Genomic DNA, 13,025 nt, shown 5'->3' with positions numbered 1-13,025 from the left:
GCTGAGAACATCCGAAGTATCCATCGGAACAAACGGTAAGGGACCTACTTGTGTGGCAGATCCTGATTGCGGGAGCCATCTCGCTGGCGGTCGCGATTCTGTTGACCCCGATTCTGATCAAGGTATTTTCGCGGCAGGGCTTCGGCCAGGAAATCCGCGTTGAAGGACCGCAGAGTCACCAGACTAAGCGCGGCACCCCGTCGATGGGTGGTGTCGCGATTATCGCCGCACTTATCGCCGGGTATTTCGGTGCGCACCTCGCCGGCTTCATAGCCGACGGCTCAGGTCCGCGGGCGTCAGGACTGCTGGTGCTGGGCTTGGCCGTCGCGCTCGGGATCGTCGGGTTCCTCGACGACTTCATCAAGATTCGTAAACATCGAAACCTCGGCCTGAACAAGACCGCGAAGTCGGTCGGCCAATTCGTCGCCGCGATCCTGTTCGGTGTCTTGGTGATTCAGTTCCGCAATGGCGCCGGGGATCAGCCGGCGAGCACCAACCTGTCCTACGTACGCGACATTGTCGCCATCTCGTTGGGATCGGTCGGCTTTGTCGTCTTTTGCTGGCTGGTGGTGGCAGCCTGGTCGAATGCGGTGAATTTCACCGACGGCCTCGATGGTCTCGCCGCTGGATCGATGGCAATGGTGCTCGGTTCGTATGTGCTGGTCGCGTTGTGGCAGAACGCGAACGCGTGCGTCAATCCCGCCGCCGTCGGAAATCCGGGCTGCTATCACGTGCGGGACCCGCAAGACCTCGCACTTCTCGCCGTCGCGGGTGGCGGTGCATGTTTGGGCTTCCTCTGGTGGAATGCGGCGCCGGCCAAGATCTTCATGGGTGACACAGGATCGTTGGCACTCGGTGGTTTGCTCGCCGGCCTGTCGATCACGACCCGCACCGAACTGCTGGCCATCGTGCTCGGTGCACTGTTCGTCGCCGAGATCGTCTCGGTCGTCATTCAGATCGCGTTCTTCCGGACGACGGGACGTCGGGTGTTTCGAATGGCTCCGTTCCACCACCACTTCGAACTGGGTGGCTGGGCGGAAACCACGGTGATCATCAGATTCTGGTTGCTCACCGCAATCGCCTGTGCGCTCGGCCTCTCGCTGTTCTACAGCGAATTCCTCACTGCCAGTGGCTAGCCCGGTGGCGTCGAATCTGGTGGCCGAACTCCCCGGCGCGACGGTGCTCATCGCCGGTGCCGGTGCAGCCGGCCGGTCCGCTGCGTCGTATCTGGTAGGCGTCGGTGCGCGAGTTCGCCTCGTCGACGATCGCTATTCGACGTCGGCTACCGAGCTGCTGGCTGGGGTAACGGTCCCGGGCGAATCGATCTCCGCGACGCTGGCCGGCGATCTATCCGAGGTAGATCTGCTCGTAGTCTCGCCAGGATTTGCCCCGACGCACCCGTTGCCGGTCGCGGCGGCGGCGGCCGGGGTGCCGGTCTGGGGCGAGGTGGAACTCGCGTGGCAACTCGACCGGGCTGGGGCACTCGGCGAGCCGCGCACCTGGCTGGTCGTCACGGGAACCAACGGTAAGACCACGACAACCGGAATGATCGAGGCGATTATGCTCGCCGCCGGCCGCGATGCCGTGGCCTGCGGGAACTACGGGCTCACGGTGCTCGACGCAATGGTCGGCCCCGAGCGCGCCGACGTCTTGTGCGCCGAATTGTCGAGCTTCCAATTGCATTGGGCGCCTTCGGTTCACGCCGACGCGGCCGTCGTGCTCAACGTCGCCGAAGACCATCTGGACTGGCACGGGTCGTTTGCCGCGTACGCGGCGGCGAAGGCACTCGCACTGCAGGCGGCGGTCGCCGTAGTCGGCGATGACGACGCCATCGCCGCGACGCTGCCGATCGGGTCGACGAGCCGGCGCATCGGATTCACCGGGGCCGAGCCGCAACCGGGACAATTCGGTGTGCGTAACGGCATGCTCATTGACCGGGTCTTTGGCGATGCGGCCGGTGTCGAACTCGTCGCTGCCGATGTCATCCGCCCGACCGGGCCGTCGGGTATTGCCGATGCGCTGGCCGCGGCGGCGTTGGCGCGGGCGGTCGGGGTGAGTCCCGAGCAGGTTGCCGCCGGACTGCGCGCGTTTTCGCCGGCAGCCCATCGGGGCGAGGTAGTGGCGACGGCAGAGTGCAACGGCATGTCGGTGCGGTTCGTCGACGACTCCAAAGCGACCAATCCCCACGCCGCGACGGCGGCACTCGCCGGGTATGACCGGGTTGTCTTGATCGCCGGCGGCCTGCTCAAAGGCGCTTCGGTCGACGAGTTGGTCATTACTAATGCGTCGCGGCTGGCGGGTGTCGTTGCCATTGGCCGCGATCGGCAAATAATCGTCGATGCGATTGCGCGACACGCCCCAGAAGTCCCAACAGTCACAGTATTCACAGGGGACGATGGGCAAGTGAGTGTCGTCGAAGGATCTGCCCGGCCAGCGCACGCCGTATCGCCGTCGGATACGCGAGTAAGCCAAACCGTCGATCTGCCGCCGTCGCACGCGGTGATGAATGTTGCCGTCGAGCAGGCGTGGCAGCTTGCCCGCGAGTCGACGCGACCGGTCTCGGCGGTGCTTCTCGCGCCCGCCGCCGCGTCGTTGGACATGTTCGCCGGCTATGGCATCCGCGGTGACGCGTTCACCGCCGCGGCCCGCAGTGTGGTGGATTCGGCCCAGGCGTCCCGATGACCGCGGGCGTAACCGAGCGCGACGAGCAGACGAGCTGGCCGGCCGCCATCGTCGGCGCCGTCCGCAACATCCTCGGGCGACCGCTGGCATCGTTTCATCTCGTTCTCGCGATGGCCTTCTTCCTGACCGTATTCGGTCTGGTCATGGTGCTCTCAGCGTCATCGGTCGAGGGCTACTCGAAAGAGGGATCGGCCTACGGCCTGTTCACCACGCAGGTGACTTTCGCGGTGTTGGGTCTCGTCGTCTTCTACATCATGCTGCGACTGCCGATTCGGCTGATTCGTCGCGCCGCGGCGCCGATGATCGTGATCACCACGCTGCTGCTGGCGTTGGTTCTGGTGCCCGGTATCGGCACCTTGTCACAGGGTGCCCGACGCTGGTTCGTCATCGGTGGTCTGTCGGTTCAGCCGTCGGAGCTGGTCAAGGTCGCGCTGTGTGTCTGGGGCGCGCATCTGCTGGCTTCCCGACGTCGGGACAACGCATCGCTGCGGGAACTACTCATTCCGCTCTTGCCGGTCGCGGCGTTGATCTGTTTGCTGATCATCCTGGAGCCCAACCTGTCGACGACGATCACCGTCGCGATCATCGTCGGAGCGTTGCTGTGGTTCGCCGGCCTGCCCCTTCGAGTCTTCGGTGGTTTCGTCATCACCGGCATCGCGATCGCGATCGTGCTCGCACTTGCCGAGGGCTATCGCTCCGAACGTGTGCGCAGCTTCTTCGGCGCCATCGATGACCCGCAGGGTGCGGGCTATCAGGCACGACAGGCGGTATATGCGCTGGCGAACGGTGGCATTTTCGGTGTCGGGCTGGGGCAGAGTCGCGCCAAGTGGAACTATCTTCCCAACGCCCACAACGACTTCATCTTCGCGATCATTGGGGAAGAACTCGGTCTGATCGGTGGATTGCTGGTCGTTGGCCTGTTCGCGTTGCTTGCCTTCCTCGGCCTGCGCATCGCCGCGCGGTCGGTCGACCCGTTCCTGAAGTTGATGACCGCGACGATCACCGTATTGATCACCGCGCAGGCGTTCATCAACATTGGCTACGTCATCGGGCTGCTGCCGGTGACGGGTATCCAGCTGCCGCTGTTGTCCGCCGGTGGCACGTCGACGTTGACGATTCTGGCGATGCTTGGGCTCCTCGCGAATGCCGCACGACACGAACCCGACGCGGTCGCCGCGCTGACCGCGAGCGGCCCGGCCCGGGTCAGCCGCCTGCTCCGCCTGCCCACGCCGGTTCCATATCATCCTTCGCGCGCCGATCGGCTGCGCGAACGACTCGACCGGAGACCGCGAGATCGCCGCGCCGACGAGGGCCGCGCCAGCGGGCGTCGGCCACGCGACAAGTCCGAGCGTGGACAGAGCGCCCGCCTACCGGGGCACCGGTCTTCCTATGACCTGCTGACTTCCGGCGCGCGACGTGCCGTCTCCGGTGGTCGGCGCGGCGATGTGAGCGACACAACCGGAGGTCGGCGCGCGGGCCGTCGGGCAACGGTGGACAATCGTTCCCGACGCGCCGATGCTCGGCGGGTGGCGAATCCGCAACAGGAACGGTGGTGGCGTACGTGACGGTGCCAGATGATGGCGCGCGGCTATCGGTGGTGGTTGCCGGCGGCGGCACAGCTGGGCATATCGAGCCCGCGCTGGCTGTCGCCGATGCGGTTGCGGCGATCGCACCGGGGGCGCGGATCACGGCATTGGGTACTACGCGGGGTCTGGAAACGCGGCTGGTTCCCGAGCGGGGATACTCGCTGGAATTGATTCCGCCGGTTCCGTTGCCGCGCAAGGTAAATGGTGATCTATTCAAGGTGCCGTTCCGGTTAACGCGTGCCGTGCTGGCCGCACGTAGGGTGCTAGCCGACGTCGACGCCGACGTGCTGATTGGGTTCGGCGGCTACGTGGCATTGCCCGCCTATTTCGCCGCTCGGGGACATTTTCGGCGATCCCGCCGGATCCCGGTGGTGATTCACGAGGCGAACGCGAGCGCCGGCATCGCCAACAAGGTGGGTGCGCGCTACGCCAACAAAGTCCTCGCCGCGGTGGACGCGTCTGGGCTGCCCAATGCCGACGTGGTCGGAATGCCGGTCCGCGGTTCGTTGGCCGGACTTGATCGAAAAGCTCTGCGCGACAAGGCTCGTCATTACTTCGGGCTCGACCCGCAGGCGCCGACGCTGCTCGTCTTCGGCGGCTCGCAGGGAGCTGCCCGGCTGAACGACGCGGTCGCGGGTGCCGCGGGAACCCTCGGCGCAGCCGGGATCGGCGTACTCCACGCGTACGGACCGAAGAACACTATCGACCCGGCTCACTCATCCGATACACCGCCCTATATTGGCGTCGCCTATCTCAATCGGATGGATTTGGCTTATGCCGCAGCCGATTTGGTGATCTGTCGGTCGGGTGCGATGACCGTTGCCGAGGTATCGGCGACCGGTCTGCCCGCGGTCTACGTACCATTGCCGCACGGGAACGGCGAGCAGCGACTCAATGCGTTACCCGTCGTCGACGCGGGCGGTGGACTACTGGTCGAGGACGCGGAGATGACTACCCAGTGGGTTGAGCGTGAGGTACCCGCGCTACTTGGCGACCCGCAGCGGCTGGCCGCGATGTCCGCCGCGGCATCGGCCGGCGGGCACCGGGATGCGGCGAGCGTCGTCGCGCGGACCGCGTTGGACCTGGCGGCAGATTTCGCGGGCGAGCGGGAGTGACGATGGCTCAGCACACCGAAACACCTTCTCGTCGAACACTTCCGGAATCACTGGCCCGCGTGCACATGGTCGGTATCGGCGGTGCGGGTATGTCTGGGCTGGCGCGGATTCTGTTGGCTCGGGGCGGGCAGGTTTCGGGATCGGACGCCAAAGACGGCCGCGGTATTCTCGCGTTGCGTACGCGGGGCGCGCAGATCGCGATCGGCCACAACCCAGCGGCGTTGGATCAGTTGCCCGGTGGGCCGACGGTGGTGGTGACGACACATGCGGCGATTCCGAAGACCAATCCGGAGCTGGTCGCGGCGCGCGAGCGGGGTATCCCGATCTTGTTGCGGCCCGCTGTGCTCGCGACGTTGATGGAGGGTTACTCGACGCTGCTCGTCGCGGGTACCCATGGCAAAACGTCGACGACGTCGATGGCCGTTGTGGCGCTGCAGAATTGCGGTCTAGATCCGTCATTCGCGGTCGGCGGCGAGTTGAACGAGTCGGGGACCAATGCCCATCACGGTACCGGCGGTATCTTTGTCGCGGAGGCCGACGAGAGCGATGGCTCGCTGCTTGAATACCGCCCCGATGTCATCGTCGTCACCAATATCGAAGCCGACCATCTGGATTTCTTCGGCAGCGAACAGGCGTATGTCGATGTGTTCGATCAATTCTGTGATCGGGTGGCGTCGGGTGGCACCGTCGTCGTATGCGCCGACGATCCAGGTTCGGCGGCGTTAGCGCAACGGATGTCGAGTGCGTTGGCCGAACGTGACGTAGCTGTTCTCACCTATGGCCGCAATGGGACTGCGGCACAACTGCTTTCCTGGGAGCCGACGAGCGACGGCGGCCGTGTGCGGGTTCGGTTCGATCTATCCGAAATCACCGGGGCGAGCGAAGCGACGGGGAATGTCACCGGGGCGAGCGAAGCGACGGGGAATGTCACCGGGGCGAGCGAAGCGACGGGGAATGTCACCGGGGCGAGCGAAGCGACGGGAAATATTACAGAGCGGACGTTTATCGTCACCGTTCCCGGTGAGCATATGGCGCTCAACGCGCTCGGTGCGATCCTCGGATGTGTCCGTGCCGGTGGGGAATTGGATGCGGTGATCGCCGGTATCGAGGCGTTCAGCGGCGTGCATCGACGGTTCGAATTTCGCGGAACAGCCCGTGGAGTCCGGTTGTTCGACGACTACGCCCACCACCCGACGGAAGTGGCCGCGGTACTTGCCGCGGCGCGGTCGGTGGCAGGTGAGGGCCGAGTCATCGCGGTCTTCCAACCCCATTTGTATTCGCGTACAAGGGAATTCGCGACGGAGTTCGCGCGTGCGCTATCCGCTGCCGATCAGGTAGTCGTGGCCGATGTCTATGGTGCGCGGGAAGAGCCGTTGCCCGGGGTTAGCGGGCGCAGCATTAGTGAGTTGGTAACGGTGCCAGCGGTATTCGCGCCGAGTCTGTCGAATCTTCCCCGCGTCGTCGCGGGACTTGTGACTGGAAAAGACATCGTGCTCACTCTCGGCGCTGGTGACATCACCATGCAGGGGCCGGAGATACTCGCTGCGATCGGTGCCGCGTCGACCACGCCAGGGGAGTGAGCCACAGTGTCGTCGATGCGATCGTCGCGCAGCATATGGTGGGCGCTCGGGGTAGTTATTGTCGCGGGGGCTTTAGCGACGATCGCGTACTTCACGCCGTTGATGTCGGTACGGTCGATCGAGATCACCGGCACGAATGAGGTATCTCAAGATCAGATCCTGTCCGCTGCCGCGATTGCGAAAGGTCGCCCGCTACTGCAGGTGAATACGGCTCCGGCCGCGCAGCGGGTAGCGGCGATTCCGGATGTGGCGCAGGTGCGCATCCAACGGTCGTATCCGTCGAAGATTGTTATCACCGTCGTCGAACGGCGTCCGGTGGTCAAAGTAGCCACCGATACCCAGATTCACGTTCTCGACAAGACCGGCGTGGCCTACCGGCACTACGACAAATCCATTACGTTGCCGCCGGAGTTATCCAAACTTCCGGTGTTTTCCACACCCAACCCGGGACCGGCCGACCCGACGACGAAGGCCGTGCTGCCGGTGATCGCCGATCTGCCGCCGTTCATTGCCGGGCAGTTACTCGAGGTGAACGCGTCGTCGCCGGTCGACATCGAATTTGTGTTGCGCGGCAATAAGACCGTGGTGTGGGGCGATAGCACGCGGACCGCGGATAAGGCTGAGGCGCTGCGGCTGATCATGACCCGAAAAGGGTCGAACTATAACGTGTCGAGCCCGGAGTATCCGGCCTACCGGTAGCAGGGCGGCTGGAACCTGCGATGTGGCTCGGCCTGGGGGAGATGTTCCCTCGCGTGCTCTGAGCGCGCAGTTTTGAGCCGGATTAGACGCCGCTATTTGCCGACTTACCGTGAGCCGCACCGCAATATTGCAGAACTTTGCCGACACGCCGCGCACAAGCTGGCTTGGAGTCCACCCGATGCATACCGTCATCAGCAGTAACAAGTACTTGACATAACTCTATATCTATGGTTTAGGTTTAGGGTTTTTCTCACGAGGAGGGCGAGGCATGACGCCACCGCACAACTACCTGGCCGTCATCAAAGTCGTCGGTATCGGCGGTGGTGGCGTCAACGCTGTCAACCGAATGATCGAGCAGGGCCTCAAGGGTGTCGAGTTCATCGCGATCAACACCGACGCTCAGGCGCTGCTGCTCTCCGACGCCGACGTCAAACTCGACGTCGGGCGGGACTCCACTCGCGGACTCGGCGCCGGCGCTGATCCGGAGGTCGGCCGTCGGGCCGCCGAGGATGCCCGCGACGAGATCGAGGAATTGCTCAAGGGTGCCGACATGGTCTTCGTCACCGCGGGTGAGGGGGGCGGCACCGGAACCGGCGGTGCACCTGTCGTCGCGCAAATCGCCCGCAAACTCGGCGCGCTGACCGTCGGCGTCGTGACTCGACCATTCAGCTTCGAGGGCAAGCGTCGTGGCGGACAGGCCGAAGCTGGCATCGCCGCGCTACGCGAGTCCTGCGACACGCTCATCGTCATCCCGAACGACCGGCTCCTGCAGCTCGGCGATGCCGAGGTAGCGCTGATGGACGCGTTCCGCAGCGCCGACGAGGTGCTGCTCAACGGTGTGCAGGGCATCACCGACCTGATCACCACGCCCGGCCTGATCAACGTCGACTTTGCCGACGTCAAGGGTGTGATGAGCGACGCGGGTAGTGCGTTGATGGGTATCGGTTCGGCGCGCGGCGAGGAGCGGGCCCGCAAGGCAGCGGAGTCGGCGATCAACTCGCCGCTTCTCGAAGCCTCGATGGAAGGCGCTCGCGGCGTCCTGATCTCCATCGCCGGTGGCAGCGACCTGGGTCTGTTCGAGATCCACAACGCCGCGACTCTCGTGCAGGAAGCGGCACACGAGGACGCCAACATCATCTTCGGCACGGTCATCGACGACAACCTCGGCGACGAGGTGCGAATCACGGTGATCGCAGCCGGATTCGACGGTGGTGCGCCGCATAAGAAGGTCGAATCACCGGTGACCAAATCCGCCGGACGCACTGGCGTGGAGCAAGGACAGGCCGGAACCACCGGTGCGGCGGCGAAGAATGACCCGCTATTCGGCTCGGCGCCGGCCGGTGCGTCAGATCCGTTCGCGCGCACCGAGGAGCCGCGTCGCAATACCGTCCGACTCGACGATGATGACGTCGACGTGCCGGACTTCATGCGGCGATAGGGCATGGGCTCGACGGTGCGCCGGGTGGTCACCACCCGCGCCGGGGGCGTGTCGGCTGCCCCCTACGACAGTTTCAACCTGGGCGATCACGTTGGCGACGATCCAATCGCGGTCTCGGCCAATCGAACTCGGCTCGCGCAGCAGATCGGGCTGACCGATGAGCAAGTTATCTGGATGGAGCAGATTCACAGTCGCACTGTCACTGTGGTCGAGGGGCCGAGCGCCGACGTCGTGCCCGCGACCGACGCTCTGGTGACCACGACCCCCGACCTTGCGCTCGCGGTACTCTCCGCCGACTGCGTTCCGGTGCTGCTGTCCGACGATGCGGCCGGCGTGATCGCGGGTGTGCATGCCGGGCGCGTTGGAGCGCGGATCGGCATCATCCCGGAGACACTGAAGGTGATGGTCGAACTCGGCGCTCGCATCGAGCGGATCGGCGCATTCCTGGGACCTGCGGCATCCGGCGACAATTACGAGGTGCCGCCGGAGATGCAGCGCGACGTCGAAACGCATCTGCCGGGTAGTGCCAGCCGTACGAGCAAGGGCACCACCGGACTTGACCTGCGGGCGGGTCTGCGTCGACAGCTGCTCGAAGCCGGGGTTGCCGCGGTTGCGGTCGACCCACGGGACACGATCGCTGACGATTCGCTGTTCAGTCATCGACGACAAGCGCCGACCGGACGCCTTGCATCGGTGATCTGGCGCGAGTCCGGGCGGTGACGTATGTCGGCGCGGATGGCCGACGCCGGAGACGAGCGTCGGCGCGCTGAGCTGGCCGCCAATCTGGCCGCGGTGTCGGCACGACTGGAAGCCGCTGTCGCCGACGCCGGACGTGCATCAGGCGAGGTGACGTTGCTCGTCGTCACCAAGTTCTTTCCCGCCGATGATGTTCTGCGCTTGATCGACCTCGGCTGTGCGGAATTCGGCGAGTCGCGCGAGCCTGAAGCCGGCCGCAAAGTTGCTGAAGTGGTTGCGGCACTGGATGATTCGGCACCGCGCCCGAAGTTCGACATGATCGGCAGTGTCCAACGCAAGAAGGCGCGGTCGGTGGCGCGGTGGGCGCGTACCGTTCACTCGGTCGACAGTGCGCCATTGATCGACGCCCTCGGACGGGGGGTGACCGCCGCGTTGGACGCCGGAGAGCGGGACAGTGCGTTGAACGTCCTACTGCAGGTCAGCCTCGACGACGATCCGCTGCGCGGTGGTGTGCCGGTGGACGGCTTGGCCCAGCTGGCCGAGCAGGTGGAGTCGGCCGATGCGCTCCGGTTGGGCGGCTTGATGGCTATCGCACCTCAGCACGGTGAGCGGGAGAGGTGGCTGGCGAAATTGGCACGCGCACACGCCGACGTCGTCGCTGAGTATCCGGCGGCGACGACCCTGTCGGCGGGCATGTCCGGTGATCTCGACGTCGCAGTGAAATTCGGATCCACATGTGTGCGTGTCGGAACTGCAATCTTGGGGGATCGGCCGATACCGTAATCACATCGGTCACAGAAGTACCAGGATTCACAGGTTTCACTACAATCACAATTGCAACACCGATCGCCACCAAGAGAGGCCCGAGATGACCACGATGCAGAAATTCAAGGCATATTTCGGCATGGTGCCTCCGAGTGACTACGAGGACGACTACCTCGAGGACTCGAACGTGATGCCGGCTCGCTCGGCATCGCGGGAGCGTGCCTACCGCGATGACTACTACGGACAAGGTGCCTATCGGGACGGCCGCTACGCGGATCGGTTCGAAGCGGACCGGTTCGAGGATCGCTACGCCGACGAGCGGTTCGCCGAGGATCGTTACGCCGATGAGCGGTTCGAAACCGAACGTCGAGTAGCAGGTGGTGAATACGCCTACGCCGGCCCGATGCGTGCCGACCGCGAGCGTTCGGGCGTCTCGCGCCTCGAACCGCTGCCCCGTTCGGCCGCAGGCATGCGCGCCGCCGGTGTATCCCGTTCGGTCGCTGTCAACGATCAGCGTGAACTCGATCGAATCTTCGCCGACGGTCCACTGCAGAAGATCACCACGTTGCGCCCGTCGGATTACGGTGAGGCGCGCACCATCGGTGAACGGTTCCGCGACGGTAATCCGGTAATCATGGACCTGGTCGATATGAGTAACGACGACGCCAAGCGGCTGGTCGACTTCGCCGCCGGACTGGCGTTCGCATTGCGTGGTTCATTCGACAAGGTGGCCACCAAGGTGTTCCTCCTCTCACCGGCCGACGTCGATGTCTCGCCCGAGGATCGCCGCAAGATTGCCGAAACCGGCTTCTACAACCACAACTGACCACGCGAGCCGAGGTGCCGGAGATAGTCGTTCCGCACCCGGCGAGCGGTAGTGCGCGACTATCGGGCACAGTGGTGTAGTGACGATATTCTGGACAATTCTCGCTTACGCATTCTTCGTGTACTGGCTGCTCCTGTTGGGCCGTCTGGTCGTGGAGTTGGTGCGCTCATTCGCCCGGGACTGGCGTCCCAAGGGCGTCGCGGTGATTTTCATCGAAGCGGTCTTCACCGTTACCGACCCGCCGATCAAGTTGCTCCGTCGACTCATCCCGCCGTTGCCACTCGGGCCGGTGCGCCTCGATCTGTCGCTGATGCTGGTGATGATCGTGGCGATTGTGGGTTACCAACTCGCAAAAAACCAAATTATGTAAAAAGTTCTTTGCGTCGATAATCACATTAGTGGCATTTTGTTGAATTACTTTATTGTCATTCTTCGAAATCTTTGGCATATCTGCAGGTGAAACCAGATTTTTGGGTGGCTGATCAATCGATCACACCGATCCTTAACTAGTCGCCGCCATCTCACTGACGTAACGTTGATTGTCATTGTTTGGCGAATATTAAGTTGCGAGAGCGCATCGACCGGGTGCGACCAACGGTATTGATGTGACAGGATAGGACGCTAGTTACGGATTTGAACTCAAAGTGACTGCGGCGACGAGCCTCGATCAGACATGTGACAGAGTGAAGGTCACGTGTAGGCAACAGTCTCGAGCCAATGTGCAGAGTTCAGTGCTCGACCCACAAGTAGAAACGCTCGAACCAAAGATTAAGGGGAACCGACCATGCGGCTGACACCAGCTGATGTGCACAACGTCGCGTTCAGTAAACCGCCGATCGGCAAGCGCGGTTACAACGAAGATGAGGTCGATCAGTTCCTCGACTTCGTCGAGGCGGAACTCGCGCGTCTAATCGAAGAGAACACCGATCTCAAAGCGCGCGTCGACGAACTCGAGGGTGACCTCGCGGCAGCGCGTTCTGGAGCACCAGCCGCAGCTCCGGCAGCACCGGCAGCCGAAGAACGCACGCAGGTATTCGCTGCCCCGGCGCCAGCTCCCGAGCCACAGTTCGCCGCTGCACCACCGCAGCAGCAGGCTCCCGTCGGGGATGAGACCAATGTGCGTGCCGCGCGCGTCCTCGCGCTGGCTCAGGACACCGCGGATCGCGTGACGTCGAACGCCCGGACCGAGGCCGATACCTTGCTGGCCGACGCTCGGACCCGTGCCGATGCGATGGTCGGCGACGCGCAGACCAAGGCCGATGCGCTCTTGGCTGACGCTCGTCAGCGTTCGGAGGCGATCCTCGCCGACGCACAGACCCGTTCGGAAGCTCAGTTGCGCCAGGCGCAGGAGCGCTCGGAAGCTCTGCAGTCCGACGCTGAGCGTAAGCACAGTGAGATCATGGGCACCATCAACCAGCAGCGCGGTGTGCTGGAGGGCAGGATCGAACAGCTCAAGACTTATGAGCGCGAGTACCGGACACGTCTGAAGACGTATCTGGAGTCGCAGCTCGAAGAGTTGCAGCAGCGCGGCAGCGCGGCCCCGGTGGAAGGTACTCGCAACGAGTCGTACGGCTCGGACGCTGGCAACAACAACGGCGGCGGCTACCAGAACTTCACCAAGAACTAAGGTTCTCTTCT

Annotated in this window: 12 protein-coding genes; all 12 read left to right on the top strand. The window is 63.9% G+C overall.

The window, feature by feature from the left end:
• Positions 1 to 50 precede the first annotated feature (50 nt).
• The 12 genes from mraY (at position 51) to wag31 (ending at position 13,014) form a co-directional block, all read left to right on the top strand.
• A complete protein-coding gene (mraY, locus tag GOEFS_RS14465; protein ID WP_007318672.1) occupies positions 51 to 1,136 on the top strand; it encodes a phospho-N-acetylmuramoyl-pentapeptide-transferase in 1,086 nt (361 codons plus the stop codon).
• Positions 1,129 to 2,682, top strand: coding sequence for a UDP-N-acetylmuramoyl-L-alanine--D-glutamate ligase (murD, locus tag GOEFS_RS14460; protein WP_007318671.1), 1,554 nt, complete (start codon positions 1,129 to 1,131; stop codon positions 2,680 to 2,682). Before mraY ends, murD begins: the two co-directional genes overlap by 8 nt.
• Positions 2,679 to 4,247 carry a putative lipid II flippase FtsW gene (ftsW, locus tag GOEFS_RS14455; protein ID WP_007318670.1) on the top strand — a complete coding sequence of 523 codons (1,569 nt, stop codon included), beginning with the start codon at positions 2,679 to 2,681 and terminating at the stop codon, positions 4,245 to 4,247. Before murD ends, ftsW begins: the two co-directional genes overlap by 4 nt.
• Entirely contained in the window at positions 4,235 to 5,383 is a 1,149-nt protein-coding gene (gene murG, locus GOEFS_RS14450) for an undecaprenyldiphospho-muramoylpentapeptide beta-N-acetylglucosaminyltransferase (protein WP_007318669.1), read from the top strand. Before ftsW ends, murG begins: the two co-directional genes overlap by 13 nt.
• A gap of 2 nt (positions 5,384 to 5,385) precedes the next feature.
• Complete coding sequence (locus tag GOEFS_RS14445) at positions 5,386 to 6,963, top strand: UDP-N-acetylmuramate--L-alanine ligase (protein WP_007318668.1); 1,578 nt, start codon at positions 5,386 to 5,388, stop codon at positions 6,961 to 6,963.
• Between the two features lie 15 nt (positions 6,964 to 6,978).
• The gene (locus GOEFS_RS14440) at positions 6,979 to 7,662 is read left to right on the top strand and encodes a cell division protein FtsQ/DivIB (protein WP_040525207.1); all 684 of its coding nucleotides are present in this window, start codon (positions 6,979 to 6,981) and stop codon (positions 7,660 to 7,662) included.
• A 268-nt stretch (positions 7,663 to 7,930) separates the two neighbouring features.
• Positions 7,931 to 9,100, top strand: a complete 1,170-nt coding sequence (ftsZ, locus tag GOEFS_RS14435) for a cell division protein FtsZ (protein ID WP_007318666.1) — start codon at positions 7,931 to 7,933, stop codon at positions 9,098 to 9,100.
• Between the two features lie 3 nt (positions 9,101 to 9,103).
• A complete protein-coding gene (gene pgeF, locus GOEFS_RS14430; RefSeq protein WP_007318665.1) occupies positions 9,104 to 9,820 on the top strand; it encodes a peptidoglycan editing factor PgeF in 717 nt (238 codons plus the stop codon).
• A 3-nt stretch (positions 9,821 to 9,823) separates the two neighbouring features.
• Positions 9,824 to 10,579 (top strand): YggS family pyridoxal phosphate-dependent enzyme, encoded by a 756-nt coding sequence (locus tag GOEFS_RS14425; RefSeq protein ID WP_007318664.1) that lies wholly within the window; start codon positions 9,824 to 9,826, stop codon positions 10,577 to 10,579.
• Positions 10,580 to 10,664: 85 nt separating this feature from the next.
• Entirely contained in the window at positions 10,665 to 11,387 is a 723-nt protein-coding gene (locus tag GOEFS_RS14420; protein WP_007318663.1) for a cell division protein SepF, read from the top strand.
• A 79-nt stretch (positions 11,388 to 11,466) separates the two neighbouring features.
• The gene (locus GOEFS_RS14415; protein ID WP_007318662.1) at positions 11,467 to 11,757 is read left to right on the top strand and encodes a YggT family protein; all 291 of its coding nucleotides are present in this window, start codon (positions 11,467 to 11,469) and stop codon (positions 11,755 to 11,757) included.
• A 414-nt stretch (positions 11,758 to 12,171) separates the two neighbouring features.
• Complete coding sequence (gene wag31 / locus GOEFS_RS14410) at positions 12,172 to 13,014, top strand: DivIVA-like cell division protein Wag31 (RefSeq protein ID WP_007318661.1); 843 nt, start codon at positions 12,172 to 12,174, stop codon at positions 13,012 to 13,014.
• Positions 13,015 to 13,025: the final 11 nt, after the last annotated feature.

The organism is Gordonia effusa NBRC 100432, assembly GCF_000241305.1.
GTDB classification, from domain to species: Bacteria; Actinomycetota; Actinomycetes; order Mycobacteriales; family Mycobacteriaceae; genus Gordonia; species Gordonia effusa.
This window is presented reverse-complemented; position numbering and strand designations above follow the sequence as displayed.

Coding starts and splice junctions, on each gene's coding strand:
- ftsW (WP_007318670.1), top strand. CDS start 2,679: ATGACCGCGGGCGTAACCGAGCGCGACGAGCAGACGAGCTGGCCGGCC.
- GOEFS_RS14420 (WP_007318663.1), top strand. CDS start 10,665: ATGACCACGATGCAGAAATTCAAGGCATATTTCGGCATGGTGCCTCCG.
- pgeF (WP_007318665.1), top strand. CDS start 9,104: ATGGGCTCGACGGTGCGCCGGGTGGTCACCACCCGCGCCGGGGGCGTG.
- GOEFS_RS14425 (WP_007318664.1), top strand. CDS start 9,824: ATGTCGGCGCGGATGGCCGACGCCGGAGACGAGCGTCGGCGCGCTGAG.
- GOEFS_RS14440 (WP_040525207.1), top strand. CDS start 6,979: ATGCGATCGTCGCGCAGCATATGGTGGGCGCTCGGGGTAGTTATTGTC.
- ftsZ (WP_007318666.1), top strand. CDS start 7,931: ATGACGCCACCGCACAACTACCTGGCCGTCATCAAAGTCGTCGGTATC.
- GOEFS_RS14445 (WP_007318668.1), top strand. CDS start 5,386: ATGGCTCAGCACACCGAAACACCTTCTCGTCGAACACTTCCGGAATCA.
- wag31 (WP_007318661.1), top strand. CDS start 12,172: ATGCGGCTGACACCAGCTGATGTGCACAACGTCGCGTTCAGTAAACCG.